This is a genomic window from Paenibacillus sp. S28, assembly GCF_016624415.1.
In the GTDB taxonomy this organism is placed as follows: Bacteria; Bacillota; Bacilli; order Paenibacillales; family Paenibacillaceae; genus Paenibacillus_AQ; species Paenibacillus_AQ favisporus.
The window spans coordinates 98,481-115,762 of record NZ_JACVTM010000005.1; the positions used below are offsets into that span (position 1 = coordinate 98,481).

Annotated in this window: 14 protein-coding genes; 13 read left to right on the forward strand and 1 reads right to left on the reverse strand. The window is 57.1% G+C overall.

Features of this window, described 5'->3' with window-relative positions; all coding sequences use genetic code 11:
- Positions 1-32: 32 nt before the first annotated feature.
- From IAE55_RS14080 to nagA, 8 genes are all read left to right on the forward strand, one after another.
- The gene (locus tag IAE55_RS14080) at positions 33-2,180 is read left to right on the forward strand and encodes a hydantoinase/oxoprolinase family protein (protein WP_200633054.1); all 2,148 of its coding nucleotides are present in this window, start codon (positions 33-35) and stop codon (positions 2,178-2,180) included.
- Positions 2,181-2,240: 60 nt separating this feature from the next.
- Positions 2,241-2,957 carry a hypothetical protein gene (locus tag IAE55_RS14085; RefSeq protein WP_200633056.1) on the forward strand — a complete coding sequence of 239 codons (717 nt, stop codon included), beginning with the start codon at positions 2,241-2,243 and terminating at the stop codon, positions 2,955-2,957.
- Between the two features lie 101 nt (positions 2,958-3,058).
- On the forward strand, positions 3,059-3,919 hold the full coding sequence (locus IAE55_RS14090) for a MurR/RpiR family transcriptional regulator (protein ID WP_076172985.1): 861 nt from the start codon (positions 3,059-3,061) through the stop codon (positions 3,917-3,919).
- Between the two features lie 222 nt (positions 3,920-4,141).
- Entirely contained in the window at positions 4,142-5,167 is a 1,026-nt protein-coding gene (locus IAE55_RS14095; RefSeq protein ID WP_200633058.1) for a Gfo/Idh/MocA family protein, read from the forward strand.
- Between the two features lie 19 nt (positions 5,168-5,186).
- Positions 5,187-6,125, forward strand: coding sequence for a Gfo/Idh/MocA family protein (locus IAE55_RS14100; RefSeq protein WP_200633060.1), 939 nt, complete (start codon positions 5,187-5,189; stop codon positions 6,123-6,125).
- Between the two features lie 214 nt (positions 6,126-6,339).
- Positions 6,340-7,230: a sugar phosphate isomerase/epimerase family protein gene (locus IAE55_RS14105; RefSeq protein ID WP_200633062.1), complete on the forward strand. Its 891-nt coding sequence runs from the start codon at positions 6,340-6,342 to the stop codon at positions 7,228-7,230.
- A gap of 38 nt (positions 7,231-7,268) precedes the next feature.
- Positions 7,269-8,042, forward strand: coding sequence for a glucosamine-6-phosphate deaminase (locus tag IAE55_RS14110; RefSeq protein WP_105445245.1), 774 nt, complete (start codon positions 7,269-7,271; stop codon positions 8,040-8,042).
- Entirely contained in the window at positions 8,032-9,318 is a 1,287-nt protein-coding gene (gene nagA / locus IAE55_RS14115; protein WP_234489549.1) for an N-acetylglucosamine-6-phosphate deacetylase, read from the forward strand. The genes IAE55_RS14110 and nagA overlap by 11 nt, the downstream gene beginning before the upstream one ends.
- A gap of 902 nt (positions 9,319-10,220) precedes the next feature.
- On the opposite strand, the gene IAE55_RS14120 is transcribed toward nagA, so the two are convergent.
- Positions 10,221-12,494 (reverse strand): helix-turn-helix transcriptional regulator, encoded by a 2,274-nt coding sequence (locus IAE55_RS14120; RefSeq protein ID WP_200633064.1) that lies wholly within the window; start codon positions 12,492-12,494, stop codon positions 10,221-10,223.
- Positions 12,495-12,797: 303 nt separating this feature from the next.
- Here IAE55_RS14120 and IAE55_RS14125 point away from each other — a divergent pair, with 303 nt between their 5' ends.
- The 5 genes from IAE55_RS14125 to IAE55_RS14145 all read left to right on the forward strand — a co-directional run bounded on the left by IAE55_RS14125 (position 12,798) and on the right by IAE55_RS14145 (position 17,242).
- Positions 12,798-13,712 carry an ABC transporter permease gene (locus IAE55_RS14125; protein ID WP_089550423.1) on the forward strand — a complete coding sequence of 305 codons (915 nt, stop codon included), beginning with the start codon at positions 12,798-12,800 and terminating at the stop codon, positions 13,710-13,712.
- Complete coding sequence (locus tag IAE55_RS14130; RefSeq protein ID WP_200633066.1) at positions 13,706-14,596, forward strand: carbohydrate ABC transporter permease; 891 nt, start codon at positions 13,706-13,708, stop codon at positions 14,594-14,596. The genes IAE55_RS14125 and IAE55_RS14130 overlap by 7 nt, the downstream gene beginning before the upstream one ends.
- Positions 14,597-14,633: 37 nt before the next feature.
- The gene (locus IAE55_RS14135; RefSeq protein WP_200633074.1) at positions 14,634-16,184 is read left to right on the forward strand and encodes an extracellular solute-binding protein; all 1,551 of its coding nucleotides are present in this window, start codon (positions 14,634-14,636) and stop codon (positions 16,182-16,184) included.
- A 231-nt stretch (positions 16,185-16,415) separates the two neighbouring features.
- Entirely contained in the window at positions 16,416-16,760 is a 345-nt protein-coding gene (locus IAE55_RS14140) for a GIY-YIG nuclease family protein (RefSeq protein ID WP_200633076.1), read from the forward strand.
- Between the two features lie 2 nt (positions 16,761-16,762).
- Positions 16,763-17,242 carry a DUF6530 family protein gene (locus tag IAE55_RS14145; protein ID WP_105445818.1) on the forward strand — a complete coding sequence of 160 codons (480 nt, stop codon included), beginning with the start codon at positions 16,763-16,765 and terminating at the stop codon, positions 17,240-17,242.
- Positions 17,243-17,282 lie beyond the last annotated feature (40 nt).

The following is a 17,282-nucleotide window of genomic DNA, read 5'->3' on the forward strand; positions in this document are numbered from 1 at the left end:
ACCTTCCCCTGTCCTGACTTCAGGAGGGTAACATGGAGAGAAAAAAAGTTAGGGTAGGCATCGACGTCGGCGGAACGTTTACGGACGCGGCCGTCATCGACAACGAAACGTTTGAAGTCATCGGCAAAATGAAAATCCCGACGACGCACCATGATGAGGACGGTGTGGCAAAGGGGATCGTGCAGATTTTGAACCGGATTCTGGAGAGTCAGGGCATTCTCCCGGAGGATGTCACGTTTATCGCCCATGGGACAACCCAGGCGACCAACGCCCTGCTTGAAGGGGACGTGGCCAGAGTCGGCATCATCGGTATGGGCACGGGACTCGACGGTATGAGCGCAAGGTCCGAGTCCAATCCGGGGGATATTGAGCTGGCGCCAGGCAAGTTTTTGAAAACATATCATACGTTCCTCGACTCCAAAAATCTCACTGACGCAGACATCGAGACCGCCATCGACGCCCTGGTGCAGCAGGGGGCCGAAGTCATCGTCGCCTCCGAGGCGTACAGCGTCGACGATCCGACCAATGAGCTGCGGGTCATCGAACTGGCGAACCGCAAGGGCATCTATGCCACCGGCGGCCACGAAATTTCCCAGCTGTACGGGCTGAAGACGCGGACGCGGACGGCAGTCGTGAACGCATCCCTCATTCCAAAAATGATGGAAACGGCCAACATGACCGAGAAGTCCGTCAAAAACGCCAATATCCAGTCCCAGCTGATGATCATGCGCTGCGACGGCGGCGTGATGAGCATCGACGAGGTGCGGAAGCGCCCGATCCTGACCATGCTGTCGGGCCTCGCGGCCGGGGTGGCGGGCGCTTTGATGTATGAGAAAATTTCGGACGGCATTTTCTTCGAGGTCGGCGGAACGAGCGTGGACATTTCCGTCATTAAAAACGGCAAGGTCATGATCCAGAACGCCCAGGTCGGCGGCCACCGCACGTACCTGCAGTCGCTGGACGTCCGCACGCTCGGCATTGCCGGCGGCAGCATGATTAAGGTGTCCGGCGGCAAAATTACCGACGTCGGCCCGCGGAGCGCGCACATCGCCGGCAAGGAGTACGAGGCGTTTGCACCGGCGGACGAAATCGTCAGTCCGAAGGTGAAATTCGTCAGCCCCCGGGCAGGCGATCCGGCCGAATACGCCATCTGCGAGTGCGGAAATGGACGGGAGTTCTCGTATACGCTGGCGGGTGCAGCCAACATCCTCGGCTACGTGCCGGAGGGCGACTATGCATATGGTAACAAGGAAGCGGCAGTAAAAGCATGGGAAGCCCTTGCCGCACATGTTGGTCTGAGCGTGGAGGAAGCCGCGCGCAAGGTGATGGACATTGCGATCGATAAAACGATGAAAACCGTAAATGAAATGATTCAGGATTATGAGCTGGACCGGGCCTTTGTTACGCTCGTTGGCGGCGGTGGCAGCGGGGCGGTGCTGGTGCCGGCGATGGCCGAACGGGAAGGCTTCAAGAGCCAGATCGCCAGCAACGCGCCTTATGTCTCCACGATCGGTGTGGCGCTGGCCATGGTCAAGGAGCAGCTGGAGCGGACCGTCGTCAATCCGACGGAAGAGGATATCAAGCGGATCCGGGCCGACATCGTGGAGCGGATCGTCCAATCGGGAGCCAGCGAGGAGACGGTGGAGGTCACGATAGAAATCGACAGCCAGAAGAACATTCTGCGGGCCATCGCAACCGGTTCGACCGAGCTGCGCTCCAAAGACCTCGGCCAGCAGGCGATGCCGCTGGAAGAAATGACGGTGGTCGCGGCCAGCTCGGTCGACCAATCGCCGGAGAACACCCGGCTGGCGGCGCAGAGCGGACGCTGGAGCCTGTTCGAAGCGGAGCAGACGAAGAAATCCCTGTTCGGTCTGATGAAGAAGAAGGTCAACTACGTCGCCGTGCTGGACCGCGAAGGGGTTGTCCGCTTCAAGAAGAGCGGCGTCCAATTTACGAAAGTCACGAAAGCTGCGGCTGATGACCGGCTTAACGAATTTCTGGACGACAATACGATTTACTCCGACGCCAACGCGACGATCCCGAAGGTGTTTGCCTTTTATAAGGAGAAAATGCTGGATCTGACCGGCATGCAGACGAAGGAGCAGCTGCTGTCGATTCTCACGCTTGAAACGGAGATGCTGAAGTCCGAGGACGAAATGATCGTCATTGCGTACCAATAGAACAGCTAAAGAGATGAAGAGATAGATCAAGGTTAGAACACGAAGAGGGGGGTGACAGGCATGCCGGAGTTCCAGGAATTCGGTTTGAATGTTCAACATCTTGGACTGACCGATGAGGTGCTCGCCCATGCGGAGCTCACCAAAGACCCGCTGTACCGCAAAATTCCCCAGGACCGCTTGGCCTATTATGTGGACAGGTCGCTTCAAAGGGGCAGGGAAGCGGCACAGGCCTGCCGGGGCATGTCCATCCGCGAGCTGTACCGCAGGGAAGGCCTCCGCTACGAAATCACCGACCGCTCCGGTACGTTTCATCAGCTCTCTCTGCGGGCGCAGATTGATTTCAACCAAACGCCGCCGGAGGTAGTCGTTTACGCCGCATCCCTCCGCGGTATGGCTGATGCATACCGGGCGGTCATGAGCCCGGGAGAACAGGCGCAGCGCTCTTCAACCCCTCAGGACGATGAACTGGAGCGGCTGGTCGATATCCACCTGGCGCATGAATTTTTTCACTATGTGGAATACCGGGCCGCGCAGTTTACCAACGACATGCTCGAGCCGGTCGAAGTGTTCCGGCTGGGCAGGCGGCTGGTGAAGCGCTCGAGCGTCGTTCAGTGCAGCGAAATCGCTGCCCACGCCTTTTGTAAGGAAATGATGGGCCTGCCTTTCCTGCCGAATGTACTGGATTACGCCTTCCTGATCCAAACCGGTTCTTTAAGCGAAGAGGACTTTTACCGGGAAGTCGAGGCTTGGAAGAGCGGCCATGCGGCGGCGTTGTGACATCGTTTTCTAAATACCTTCCCTTGTATGATATAATGGGGTGTGCTAGCGGGGGTTACCGGATTAGCTATTTTCCCACAGGTAGGTCAGGAGGAGGTCACATGTCTTCACAGGTTCCGGCCGTCATCGCAAAAATCGTATCGCAAACCCAAAAGTTAACCTACGGCGAAAATCAAATCGCCAACTTTGTCATTCATAATCCGGAGTTTATTACCCGCAATACCATCACGGCGATTGCGAATGAGATCGGCGTGTCCGAGACGAGCATTAACCGCTTCTGTAAAAAGGTCGGCTACAAAGGCTTCAACGACTTTAAGATTGCCTTTGCCCAGGACGCGTTCTACCGGGATATGCAGGCGAAGAAGAAGGAAAGACGCGAGATCAATCCCATTGATGCGCTCGCTTTGGATTATAATGAGCTGATCGTGAACACATCTGCGCTCGTGACGGAGGAGCAGCTGAACCAGGTCGTGGATCTGCTGAAGAATGCCCGCCGGATCGTGGTCATCGGATTGTTCGATTCATTTTTGGCGGCAATGGCGCTCCGCAACCGGCTGGCAATTATCGGCATGATGGCGGAAGCCATCAACGACAGCAGGGAAATGAAGATCGCCGCCTCCCAGTGCGGTCCGGACGATGTGGTCATCGCTTTCTCCCGTTCGGGTTCAACGAGGGAAATTATCGATGCGGTATCCATCGCGCGGGTCAATCAGGCGAAGGTGATCGCGATTACCTGCTACGACGCTTCGCCGATTACGGAGAACGCGGCCGTTGATATTATTGTCCCGGATAAAATATCCGTCAATAACAGCGCCTTTATGTCCAATCATATTACGTTCCTGTTCGTGGTCGATTTGATCATGAGCGTGTTTATTTCCTCGGATAAAAAGTATTTGAAAAAGAAGCTGGACAGCGAGGGCCTGCTGGCCAGCGACCAGTCGATCACGAATTATTTTTTGTAAGAAGAGCGTTTCCTGCCGAAGGGCAGGGGGCGCTTTTTTTGTTGGCTTATGGTCAAGTCCCGGAGAGCGCTGTCATATACATCTTTACGGATTCATCTTCGATCCTGCGGATGACGCCAAAGTTGTGCGCAAAGCCACAGAATGGGCGATTGGCCGTGGAGACGGGTCCCACTAGAATGGGGTTGTAAACTTACAGGTGGTTCCCACCGGGAGGAGATTGGTATGAGCAAAAAAATGCGTTTTGCCATTATTGGGGCCGGCGTGATCGCCCCTCTGCACGCGAGAGCCATCGTGAGCCATCCGGAAGCGGAGCTGGCGGCGGTCGTAGACGCCGTTCCGGAAAAAGCGGCAAGAATAGCAGAGGAATTCGGAGCGGCCCACGTATATACGGATACCCGGCAAATGCTTCAGGAGTGTGACGTGGACGCCGTCTGCATCTGCGTGCCCAGCGGAGGCCATAGGGATGCAACCGTCGCGGCAGCGGAGGCGGGCAAGCATGTGCTGTGCGAAAAGCCCCTCGGCATTACCAAGGCGGACATGGACGAGATGATCGAAGCCTGCCGGAGCCATGGCGTCAAGCTGGCCACCGTATTCCAGAAACGGACCACGCCGCATGCACTGCTGACCAAAAAGGCCATTAACGAAGGCAAGCTGGGCAAGTTAGTGCTTGGAGACGCCTACTTGAAGTACTACCGCAGCCCGGAATATTACAAAAGCGCCGGATGGCGCGGAACATGGGCCATTGACGGAGGTGGCGCCCTCATGAATCAGGGGGTGCACGGCATCGACATCATCCGCTGGATGATGGGGGATGTAGACAGCGTCTTTGCCTACACGGCTCCATTAATTCATGACATCGAGGTGGAGGATACGGCGGTTGCGGTTTTGAAATATAAGAATGGGGCGTTTGGGGTCATCCAGGGAACGACGTCGGTCAATCCCGGCCAGGAGCCGCGTTTTGAAATTCACGGCGAGCACGGGACGATCATTTACGGAGACAGCGGTTTTAAAGTATGGAAAACGGTTGACGGTGATACAGCCCCGCTCGTGTCAGAAGGCTCCGCCGAAGGCGCGGACGACCCGAATGCCATTTCTTCCGACGGGCACTACATTCTGATCGACGACCTGATTCAGGCGGTGTGGGAGGATCGTGAGCCGCTCATTTCGGGAGAGGAAGCGAGGAAATCGGTGGACCTGATCCTGGCCATTTACGAGTCCTCGCGCACGGGCAAGGAAATCAAACTGTAGGAAGAGGCGATTATCGGAAATGAGTACAGAAGAACTGAAGATCGGAATCATTGGGCTGGACACGTCGCATGCGCCGCTCTTTGCCGAGCTGCTGAACAACCCGGATCACCCGCACCATGTGCGCGGCGGGAAAGTGACGGCCGCCTATCCGGGCGGATCACCGGATTTTGAACTGAGTATCGGGCGGGTGGACAAATTCACGGCTGAAGTCAGGGACAACAGCGGCGTCCCCATCGTCCAGAGCATCCAGGAGGCAGCCGAAAACGCCGATGCCATCCTGCTGCTCTCCGTGGACGGGCGCGTGCACCTGGAGCAGTTCCGGCAGATCGTTCCTTATGGAAAGCCGGTTTTTATCGACAAGCCGTTTGCCGTCACGACCCGTGACGCCAAGGCGATTTACCGGCTGGCACAGGAGCACGGAATTCCGCTCATGAGCTGCTCCTCTGTCCGCTGGTCGGAAGGCCTGGGCCGCGCGCTGGACTCTGCCGATCAGGGGAACATCATCGGGGTGGATACCTACGGCCCCATGGAGCTGCAGTCTACGCAGCCGGGCTTTTACTGGTACGGCATTCATGCCGCCGATATGCTGTACCGCAGCATGGGCAAAGGGTGTAAAGAGGTCACGGTCACCACGAATGCCGACCATGATCTGGCCGTAGGTATATGGGAGGACGGCCGGGTCGGAACGCTGCGCGGCAACCGGAAGGGCAACCGCCGTTTCGGAGCGTTGATTCACCGTGAGCAGGGGACCGAACATGTCGACGTGTATGCGGACGGCAAGCCGTATTATGCCAGCATGTTGGAGGAAGTGATCCGCATGTTCCAAACGGGCGCCGCTCCGATCGACATGACGGAGACGCTGGAAGTCATTGCGTTTCTGGAGGCGGCCAACGAAAGCCGGGAGACCGGCAGAACCGTGAAGCTGGATACGGGCATCAGCCCGGTTGCAAGCTCCTGATGTTGCCGCTTGCTTCTTGCGCCGCGGTAAAAGCCATCCAGGTTCGCTCCAGGCTCGGTGTCTTAGATGCTGCTGCCGCATCCAGACTATGACGGTTGGACGAAGCGCACCCTGAGAGTCAATAACGGGTTACCTGAAACATGCGAGAAGATGTGCAATGATCTGATTTTGCATAGACGATGAATGATGGTGATGAAAGGAGGGGAAGGGCGACATGAATGCGGCTTTTCAACTGGGCGTCATTACCGACGAAATCTCCCAGGATATCGCCGATGCGATCCGCATTGCCCACAGATACGGGCTGGCCGCGCTGGAGCTGCGCTCCGTGGACGGTGAGCAGCTGTATCGGCTGAGCGATTCGCGCATAGAAGAGATCGCTGCGGCGATCCGGGCGGCTGGCCTGAAGGTCAGCGGCTTATCCGCCCCGGTGTTTAAATGCAACCTCCGGAGTGCGGAAGAAGTAGCCGAACACCGGGGAATTTTGACCCATTATGCGGAATTGGCGCAGCGGCTCGGCACCCGGTATGTCCGCGGCTTCAGCTTCTGGGCCGAAGGCCCGCTGGAGGAGGCATTCGACGACATTGTCCGGGAATTAAAGGACGTGGTGCCAATCCTGGAGAAGTATGGCGTCATTTACGCGCTGGAAGCGGATCCGGCGGTCTACGCCTCCAATGCGGCCAAAGCCGCAGCTCTGATCCGGGCGGTGGATTCGCCTTATGTTCAAGGATTGTATGACCCGGGTAACGACCTGTGGGACCCGGACCAGGAGGTTCCTTACCCTGACGGCTACGATGCTTTGCGGGGGCGGATCTGCCACATCCACCTGAAGGATGCGGTGAAGCAGGGAGATCATACCGAAGCGGTGGCGATCGGAAAAGGTCAGGTGGATTACGCCGGCCTGCTGCGCCGCCTGGTTCAAGAGGGGTATGACGGCTATTTGGTGGTCGAAACCCACTACAGGCTTCAGTCAAGCCTGACGGAAGAACAGCTCAAGCGCCCGGCCGGATATGCTTTTTCCGAGGGAGGGGAAGAGGCTACGATCGACTGCCTGAATTCCTTGTTTGAGCTGCTGGAGCGGAGCTCCATTTCAATAAGCAAGCAATAAACAAGAGCGGTTCGTATATTAATGGAGGAGGAATGATCATGCCCAGTCCCCGTTTGGCGGAGAAAAAGTGGTGGAAGGACCGTCTTCAGGTCCGGCAGTACGCGTCGAGAGACGAGATGGGAAGAGCGGCGGCAGCCGATGTCTCCCAAGCAATGAAGGCGATCCTGGCGGACCGGGGCAGCCTGCGGATCGTGTTTGCCGCGGCTCCGTCGCAGAACGAGCTGCTGGACTACCTCGCAGCGGATAAAGATATCGAGTGGGGCCGGGTGACCGCGTTTCACATGGACGAATATATCGGACTGGACGAAGATGCTCCCCAGCGATTCAGCACTTTTCTGGATACCCGGCTGTTCTCCCGGGTCCGCCCGGGAACCGTCCACCTGATCGACGGCTCCGCCGATCCCGCCGCGGAGTGTGAACGGTATGCGGCACTGCTGCAGGAGGCCCCGATCGATATCGTCTGCCTCGGCATCGGGGAGAACGGCCATTTAGCTTTTAACGATCCGCCGGTAGCCGATTTCAACGACCCGAAGACAGTAAAAATCGTCGAGCTCGACGACATGTGCCGGGAACAGCAGGTTCGGGACGGCTGCTTTGACCGGTTCCGGGAGGTGCCCGAAACCGCGATGACGCTGACGATCCCTACGCTGCTCTCCGGCGGCCGCCTGTTCTGCATCGTGCCGGGCCCCACGAAGCGCAGCGCGGTGACGCAGACGCTGGAGGGACCGATTACGACCGCCTGCCCGGCCTCCATTTTGCGGGAGCACCCGAACTGTACGTTATACCTGGACCGGGATTCGTATGGAATCTGACCGCTGCGAGATGGAACCCACGGCAGCAGGTGGCCGTGACGCCCTGACCCGGCTGGAGGGCATTCATGCCCTGACCGGGGAGCATATCCGGCTCACCCTGGCAGGCGGGGTGATTGCCGGGTACGAGGTACTCGGGACACCGGAGGAGGTGGAGATCCGGCAGGTTACCGGGGCACAGGCGGGCGGGCAGGAGCTGCTCCTCATCGGACCGGGACTTGTGGATCTGCAGATTAATGGGTACGCGGGGCTGGATCTCAACACCCATCCGCTGCAGGCGGACACCGTCCGGCAGTTAAATGAGAGGCTGTGGGCGGAGGGTGTTACCTCGTATTTGCCCACGCTGATCACGAACAGCGATGAAGCGCTGCGCAGCGGACTCAGCACGATTGCCGAAGTGTGCGAAACGGACCCCAATCACAATATGGCGGGAATTCACCTGGAGGGGCCGTTTATCTCCCCGGAGGACGGGCCGAGAGGCGCCCATGACACCCAGTATGTCAGGGCGCCGGACTGGGAACTGTTCCAGTCGTGGCAGGAGGCTGCCGGAGGGCGGATTCGAATCGTCACGGTATCGCCGGAGTGGCCGGAGGCCGTGGATTTTATCGAGCGGTGCACGGGCAGCGGCGTGCTGGTCTCGATCGGCCACACAGCGGCCAACTCGGCCCAGATCCAGGCGGCCGTTCAAGCCGGGGCGCGCATGTCCACGCATCTGGGCAACGGCGCCCACCCGGTGCTGCCCCGCCACCCGAATTACATATGGGATCAGCTGGCGGAGGAGCCCTTGTGGGCGAGCGTGATTGCGGACGGCTTTCACCTGCCGGACGCTTTTCTCCGCGTCGCCGCCAAGGTGAAGGGCGAGCGGCTGATCCTGGTCAGCGATGCCGTCAGCTTCGGCGGGATGCCGCCCGGCACGTACGACACGCATATCGGCGGCCGCGTCACGCTGACGCCGGCAGGGCGGCTGCACCTGGCCGGGCAGCCCGCGTTGCTTGCGGGCTCGGCGCTGCCCATGACCGCCGGCATCGCGCACCTCGCGGGGCGGGGCATCGCCAGCCTCGGCGAGGCATGGGCGATGGCCTCGGTGCGGCCCGCTGGCCTGCTGGGCCTGCCCGCGGCCCAGGGCCTTGCGCCCGGCGCGCCCGCAGACGTGGCGCTCTTCACGAAGGATGCGGCGGGCATCCGCATCCTTCGCACCTACAAGCGCGGGCAGCTGAAGTACGATGCCCGCAATGTGAGCGCTGACCGCGATCCGCACGATACCGGCTTTACCCGGTAACATCTGCACGGTGCAAGCTCTCCATCGCCACACGATAACACCAGCACCACGTACACGATAACGCCCGCACGATACGCGATGCACTACTCCACACGATGATGCCCACACCACACACCGCGGCCATCTCCACCCGATGACGTCCGAACCATGAGCCATGGCCATCTCCACCCGACGATGTACTCACCTCGCACCATACCCCTAATCCACGCACCACCGGCGCATCGCAGCCAATATACAGCCGCAAGGCTTGTGCGGGCTGACCCAAACATAACCCCCACCCGGATACGCAGACCGGGTGGGGGTTTTTTACTTTACCCACATGTGATGGCGGCAGGCCCTGCTGAGGTTGGGCGGCCGTTCATGCCATTAATCTTTATGCACCGTAACTCCAACCTCTACCCAGCGGAGTGGGCGGAATCGATCTGGAGAAGCGAAGCGGCCGCCTTTGCCTTATCCAGCCCAAAGCTTGGCGCGGGCTGACCAAAACATAACCCCCACCCGGATACGCAGACCGGGTGGGGGGTTTTTACTTTACCCACATGTGATGGCGGCAGGCCCTGCTGAGGTTCGGCTGCCGTTCATGCCATTAATCTTCATGCACCGTAACTCCAACCTCGACCCAGCGGAGTGGGCGGAATCGATCTGGAGAAGCGAAGCGGTCGCCTTTGTCTTTGGATTTCACCCTTGGTATGTTTCCGGTCAAGAAATCCAAAGACAACAGCGATCGGAAGAACGATCCGTACACGGAGCGTCCACGCGAACGTCGAAGTACCAACGAAGAACGATCCGTACACGGAGCGTCCACTCGAACGCCGAAGTACCAGCTTTATTATGAGCTGTCATTTACCGGACGCCTGCCTGCACCACGCTGCTCACGCCCAGCCTGCCCGCCATCACTCCCCCTACGACGCATATTTGCGCCGATACTCCCCGGGCGTAATCCCCGCATGCCGCTTGAACATGCGGATGAACGAGTTCACGTTACGGTAGCCGACCCGGGCCGCTACGTCCTGGATGCGCAGATCCAGGTTCTGCAGCAGCTCCTTGGCGGTCCGAATGCGCAGGTCGTTCAGATAGTCGCTGAAATTGACGCCGGTCTTCTCCTTAAAATACGTCGACAGGTAGCCGGACGTAATGTTCAGCTTGTCGGCCATCATGTCGAGGTTGATGTCCTCGTCCAGATGCGTGCACATATACTCCGTCACGAACGATGTGATCGGATCATGCTCCTCCGTCTTGCGCCGGATTCCCTGCAGCACGGGGTGCAGCAGGTCCGCGAACCAGCGCTCGTACTGCGCCCGGCAGTAGAAGCGCCGGGTCTCCTCGAGCGGCGGTCGGCCGCCGGCATCGGCCGATGCAGCCGCGGGAAGCTGGCGCAGCGCTTTATCCAGCTCGCCCGCCACATCCTTGGCGAACTGCCGGTAGTCGCTGGCCACCGCCTGCTTCTTCTCGAGCTGGTCCAGGCTGCGCCGGACCCACTCCTGCATGCCTTCCTCGCTGCCGCTCATCAGACGGGTCTGGAACTCCTGCTCCCACATTGCTTTGAGGTAGCGCTCGCCTCGCGCTCCGCCGTCAGGGGCGTCCGGCCGAATCCACTGCGTTTCATCCACCAGGCGGCGCAGCTTCAGCCGCTCCTGGACCTGCTCATACGCAGCCGTAAAGTCCGCCCCCGCCGGCTGAACGGCTCCATGGGCCATCGTGACGAGATAGCTGTCGCGGTCCACGGAGAACACCTGCAGCAGCCGCTGCATGTACGGGGCAAGATCCGCTTCCGGATCGGGCAGGAACAGCAGCGTGAGGATCTGGTGGGGCTCAGTCTGGATCGTGACAGCGTCGGGAAAAGCCTGACGCCATACATTGTCGACGTACACGCGGAGGTAATAAGAGCCTTTACCCGATTTCTGCTGATAATGCTCGAAGGCATCCTTGAACAGCACCTGGTAGACCACCACCACATAAGGCAGGCTCGTATCGGTCAGCTCCTGGATCTCCTTCAGGTTCATATGGATGTTCTTCAGCTTGTTGGTGTAGGCGTAATGCCGGAGCATGGAGTTTTTGCGTGCCAGATCGCGCGAAATGCTTTGGTGGGAGATGCGCATGTGGTGCATTTTTCGCGTGATCAGCTCGATTTCGCGAACGGGTTCGTTATCCGTGCCGCTTCCGGCGTCGGTCTCGTAGCCCTTCAGTTCGTCGACGATGAGCCGAATCGGCTGGTGCATGCGCCGGCTGAACAGGAAGGTCAGCACGATCAGGACGCCGACGATGGCGAGCAGTGACAGCAGGATCAGGTTCAGATTGAGGAGCTGGCCGGAAATGCTCTGGACCGGAACCCGGCTGACATAGGTGAAACCCGTACCGGCCCCCTTTTTATAAAAATAATAGTAATCCTTCGTTTGCATATAGGAGCGGCTCGGGTCAAACGAAGTGACCAGACCCGAATTGATGTCGGCCGACGTCTGGTAGAGCGGCTCCCCGTCAGCATTCAAAATATAAAACTGGTCGCTGATCGAAACGTGCAGGTCCTGCGTCAGCTTTTGGGCATCGATCATGACGATGAAGTACATGTCGCGGTAAGGCATCATTTTAATGATCATGGGCATCAGTATGCCTTTGGACACCGTATGGCCCGCCGTGTTCTCGGTAAAGGCGGCAGCCGGAAACACGCGGTATGCGTACGATTCGTCAAATTGGCGGTCCCAAAACTCCGGCGGGTAGGAAGGGCTAATGTAATACGTGCCAAACATCGCTTTTGCGCTGCTTGTCCCGTCCTTCTCGATGACGTAGGCATCGCTGCGGAAGTCAATGATGAGGTTGTCAATATAAAGGAAGGGATTCGTGTACAGCTGCTTCATCTCGGCAATGACGTCGTTGACGTAGCCATAAGCCTTGTTGACTCTGGCATGCCGGAGCAAATTGATGTGGGTCGCCCAGAGGCCGTTCTGGTTCAGACCGAGCACCATTTCCCGGGTCAGCCGAAAATGATCCTCATAGCCCTCCACCGCGTGATTAATGCTCAGCTCGTTGTACTTGACGATCTCCTGGTGGATCTGGCGTTTTAAATAGAAGAAGGAAACCAGGTTGAAGGCGGCAAGAAGCAAGATGACGGCCAGAAATCCAAGCAGCAATTTCGTGAAAAGCGTCGTATACCCCAGTTTTTTCGTCAGCATGAGTGACATCTTTTGAACACCTCCGGCAATGTGCGCTCTGTTACCTATATCATAAGATTTATTTTCGCGTTCAAACAATATTCACCTTTTCGGGTATCTCTACAATCTTCCGGCTGACCCCGGAAAAAGGGGATATCCTCACAAACGTGCAGATTTATTTATGGAGAAGCGTTCAAGTATGATTCGGGTACAGGGTTTCACGGCCCATGACCAAAGAGGGAGGTGCGCATGTGGGTGAAACAAGCACAATCGGAAGTGTCGGGAATCGTTGAAGCAGGCCTGCCGGGCCTGAACGTAAAGCGCCGCAGCGGCATGACCATGCAGAGCAGGCTGAAGCGGGCCTGGAGACGAAGCAAATACTTATGGCTGCTGTTTCTCCCGTGCCTGCTGTATTACGCGATTTTTAAGTATGCACCGATGTTCGGCCTCGTGATTACATTCAAAAACTACAATGTGTTCAAGGGCATTTGGGCGAGCGAGTGGGTGGGCTTCAAGTATTACCGGATGTTTTTCGAGAACCCGGATTTCTGGGTGCTGATGAAAAACACGGTGCTGCTCGGCGTTTACAAGCTGGTCTTCGGCTTCCCGGCGCCCATCATTCTGGCCCTGCTGCTGAACGAAGTCCGGAATGCCGTGTTCAAAAAATGGGTGCAGACCGTCAGCTACCTGCCGCATTTCATTTCCAACGTCATCGTGGCCAGCATGGTGATCATGTTCCTGTCCCCGAACGGCGGAATCATCAATGAACTGATTACTGCGCTTGGCGGCAAGCCGGTCAACTTCATGATGGAGCCGGGATGGTTCCGGCCGGTCTATGTCCTGTCGGAAATCTGGCAGCACATCGGATGGGAGACGATCATCTTCCTGGCGGCGCTGACCGCGGTCGATCCGCAGCTGTATGAAGCAGCCAGCATCGACGGGGCGAACCGGTGGCGGAAGCTGTGGCATGTGACGCTGCCCGGCATTGCCCCGACCATCATGATCATCCTGATCCTCGATATCGGGAAGGTGCTCGAGATCGGCTTCGAGAAAGTATTTCTGATGTATAACCCGGCCATTTACGATACGGCGGACATCATCAGCACCTATGTGTACCGGGTCGGGATGGAGCAGGGGAACTTCAGCTACGCCTCTTCCATTGATCTGTTCATGGGGGTCATCAGCTTCATCTTTATTTTTTCGGCCAACTTTATCAGCCGCAGACTGGGGGGAACCAGCCTATGGTAAGTACAGGGGAAGTTCGCGGCCGCCGCAGGATCAGCCTGTTTACCATCGTCAATACGCTGATTCTGCTCGGTGTCGCCGCCGTGACACTGTATCCGTTCGTTTACATGCTTGCGGTTTCGCTCAGCGGGGACGTGTACGTCATGAAGGGAGAAGTCACGCTGTGGCCAAAAGGCTTTAATCTCCGGATGTACGATCTGGTGCTGGGAGACCCGAAAATTTGGTCGGCCTACCGGAACACGATCATCTACACCGTGCTCGGCACAGCGATTGCGATGATCATTACGTCCATGGGCGCTTATGCGCTGTCCCGGAGCGACATGACGTTTCACAAGGGCTTTACGCTATTGATCGTGTTTACGATGTTTTTCAGCGGGGGCATGATCCCGACGTTTCTGGTGGTCCGCTCGCTCGGGCTGGTTGATACGATCTGGGGCATGGTGCTCCCGGGAGCGGTCAGCACGTGGAATCTCATTCTGATGCGGACGTTCTTCAGCGGCATTCCGAAGGAGCTGGAGGAATCGGGACGGATCGACGGGCTGAACGACATCGGCATCTTCTTCCGCATCATCGTGCCGTTATCCAAGCCGGTGTTCGCTACGATCTCATTGTTCTATGCGGTAGGCATCTGGAACAACTTCATGAATCCGCTGCTGTATTTACGCAATCCCGACCTGTTCCCGCTTCAGGTCATCCTTCGCAATCTGGTGCTTGCCGGAAGCGTCAGCTCCGGGCAGGTGACGCAGATCGGCGGAGACAACATGGTGGTCGAGGATTCGCTGAAGTTTGCGACGATCATGGTATCCACCATTCCGATCCTGATCATATATCCGTTCGTCCAGAAATATTTTGTGAAAGGATCGATGATCGGCGCGGTGAAGGGATAACTGTGATGTTCCAATTTTGATCAAAGGGGCGAAACGAATGAAGAAAAGAAAGATCGCTTCAGCGCTGCTGGCCGCACTGCTGATCGTCATTGCCGCAGCCGGATGCACCAGCGGGAAGAAGGAAGAGACGAATTCGGCACCAAATGCCGGAACCGGAGGACAGAAGGAGACGGTCACCTTAACGGCTCTCCTCGACAACAATGCGACCTTCCCGTACAGCAAGGATTGGCCGATCTGGAAGTGGATTCAGGAGAAAACCGGGGTCACGCTGAACGTACAGACGCCTTCGGGCAAGCTGAGCGACACGTTGAACCTCGTCATGGCCTCGGCCAATCTCCCGGACCTCATGTATATGTCGAGCCGCAGGGACTCCAACAAATACGGGGACCAGGGCGCGCTGGAAAATATTTTGGACCATGTCGACCAAATGCCGAACCTGAAAAAGTGGATGGAGCAGTATCCGGAGGAAGCCAAGGCCGCGCTGTCCGCGGACGGTAAAATGTATATGTTCCCGAACCAGGGCTTTGGTGAGACGAACCGGATGATCTGGCTGTACCGCGAGGATGTGTTCAAGAAAAACGGACTGCAGCCGCCTAAGACTTATGAGGAGCTGCACCAGGTACTGAAAAAGCTGAAGCAGCTGTACCCGGACAGCTATCCGCTGTCGATGCGCTTCGGGCAAATACCGGATGAGATGTACGCCAACCTGACGACCAACTTCGATACGGGCACGGACGTGTATTACGATTTTGACGACAACAAGTGGAAGTTCGGACCGACCGAGGACAACTATAAGAAAATGGTGGAGATGTGGCATACCTTCTACGAGGAAGGGTTGATTCCGCCGGATTTCCTGTCGATCCAGACGAAGCAGTGGCAGGACGTCATGTCCACGGGCCAATCCTTTGTGACAATCGATTACATCAGCCGCGTCGACTTCTTCAACAACGCGATGCGCAAGGACAATCCGGAGTACAGCCTGCAGTTCATGGCGCCGCCGGCAGGACTGCCGGGCATGAAACAGCTGAACCCGTATTTCCACTATCTTGAGGGCGGTCTGACCGTTGCCTCGAGCTCCAAGCATAAAGACGAAATTATGAAGTACATGGACTTTTTCTACAGTGAAGATGGGCGAAACTTAAGCAGCTGGGGCAAGGAAGGCGAGACTTATACGGTGGAAAACGGGGAAAAGAAATTTAAGTCGGAGTATACCGACGTGACGGAAATGCGGAAGCAGACCGGCCTGCAGACGAGCGGCACGTATACGTGGATCGATTTCAATGCGCATCTGTCGCTGTTCTCGGGCGATTTGAAGAAGGCCTATGAGGAAGCGGCCAAATACGATCCGCCGGCGATGCAGCCGAAGCCGGCCTTTACCGACACGGAGAACGAGGTGCTGTCGGTGACCGGGCAGGCTGTGAAGAAATACCGCGAAGAGAACTTCTCCAAGTTCGTCCTGGGCACGCGGAAATTAAGCGAGTGGGATAAATATGTGGAGGAAATCAACGGCCTCGGCGTCCAAAAGCTGATCGACACCTATACGGCGGCGCAGCAGCGGGTGGAGCAGGCGAAGCTGGAAAATAAATAGGAAGGCGCGAGGTTGCGCCGATTCCCTGAGGCACCTGGCTAACGGCCGGGTGCTTTTTTTCTTTTAAGGCAATTTCCCCATCACAAAAGGGCGGATGCCGATATTCCATCCCAAAGGTTTTCCAAATTCCTTGACAGGATACAATATCTGTAATATAAATGATCTAGTTATTTAGTAAATTACTGATTTAGTAAATTACTAAATATTAATCGGGAAGGTGAGATGAATCGGATGGATAAAAGCCGCAGGGCGGAGCTGATCGCCCAATACAAAGAAATGAAACCCCAAATGGGCGTATATATGCTCAAGTGTGTCCCTTCCGGACGCATCTATCTGGGTTCCACGCAGGATATGAAAAGTATGCTGAACCGGCATCAGTTTATGTTAAGATCCGGGCTGCACAAATGCAAGGAGCTGCAGCGGGAATGGAACGAATACGGGGAGAGCCGGTTTGAAGTGAAGGTTGTGGACACGCTCGTCTACGACAAGGATGAGTCCAAAACCGACTATACGGAGGACCTGGATCTCCTGCGCGACATCTGGAAAGATAAATTAGAAAATGTGGAGATGATCTAACCATGAGGATCCCAACAACGTTAAAACATAAACCGGTCATCGTATCCGAGAATTACGAAAACATCGACGGCAGAAAGGCGTACAGCACGGATGCCAAGGGGTTGTCCCTGGGCCTTGCCCAGTGGAACGAGCGCGGGAAGGTGGACATTTCCGCCAAGGTCTGGCGTTATACCGGCGAGAAATGGTCGCGCCAATCCGAAGAGCTTCCGATGCACCGGGTGCTGGATCTGGCGATTCTGATCCTGCGCAGCAGCGCTTACTTCAGCGAGGCGTACCGCTATCCCAAGCTGTATGATCCGGAAGAGACGACCATCGACCGTGTAGGGGTACAGGGCGATGCCATGGAAGTGGCGGTATGCACGGACAATCCGATGATCGACGAGGATATCAAACTGTTTGCCCAAGCGCTGAACGAAGACGGCGAGCTGCTGGGCGAGCGGTTCCGCATTTTGTCCCGCCTGCTCAAGGACATGGGATATTGATGAGCAAGCGGAAGCTTTTCCAATGGATGATCATTAAAGG

Bases quoted from the DNA above. Each gene is read 5' to 3' on its own strand.
- IAE55_RS14080 (WP_200633054.1), top strand. From the start codon at position 33: ATGGAGAGAAAAAAAGTTAGGGTAGGCATCGACGTCGGCGGAACGTTT.
- IAE55_RS14085 (WP_200633056.1), top strand. From the start codon at position 2,241: ATGCCGGAGTTCCAGGAATTCGGTTTGAATGTTCAACATCTTGGACTG.
- IAE55_RS14090 (WP_076172985.1), top strand. From the start codon at position 3,059: ATGTCTTCACAGGTTCCGGCCGTCATCGCAAAAATCGTATCGCAAACC.
- IAE55_RS14095 (WP_200633058.1), top strand. From the start codon at position 4,142: ATGAGCAAAAAAATGCGTTTTGCCATTATTGGGGCCGGCGTGATCGCC.
- IAE55_RS14100 (WP_200633060.1), top strand. From the start codon at position 5,187: ATGAGTACAGAAGAACTGAAGATCGGAATCATTGGGCTGGACACGTCG.
- IAE55_RS14105 (WP_200633062.1), top strand. From the start codon at position 6,340: ATGAATGCGGCTTTTCAACTGGGCGTCATTACCGACGAAATCTCCCAG.
- IAE55_RS14110 (WP_105445245.1), top strand. From the start codon at position 7,269: ATGCCCAGTCCCCGTTTGGCGGAGAAAAAGTGGTGGAAGGACCGTCTT.
- nagA (WP_234489549.1), top strand. From the start codon at position 8,032: ATGGAATCTGACCGCTGCGAGATGGAACCCACGGCAGCAGGTGGCCGT.
- IAE55_RS14120 (WP_200633064.1), bottom strand. From the start codon at position 12,494: ATGTCACTCATGCTGACGAAAAAACTGGGGTATACGACGCTTTTCACG.
- IAE55_RS14125 (WP_089550423.1), top strand. From the start codon at position 12,798: ATGACCATGCAGAGCAGGCTGAAGCGGGCCTGGAGACGAAGCAAATAC.
- IAE55_RS14130 (WP_200633066.1), top strand. From the start codon at position 13,706: ATGGTAAGTACAGGGGAAGTTCGCGGCCGCCGCAGGATCAGCCTGTTT.
- IAE55_RS14135 (WP_200633074.1), top strand. From the start codon at position 14,634: ATGAAGAAAAGAAAGATCGCTTCAGCGCTGCTGGCCGCACTGCTGATC.
- IAE55_RS14140 (WP_200633076.1), top strand. From the start codon at position 16,416: ATGGATAAAAGCCGCAGGGCGGAGCTGATCGCCCAATACAAAGAAATG.
- IAE55_RS14145 (WP_105445818.1), top strand. From the start codon at position 16,763: ATGAGGATCCCAACAACGTTAAAACATAAACCGGTCATCGTATCCGAG.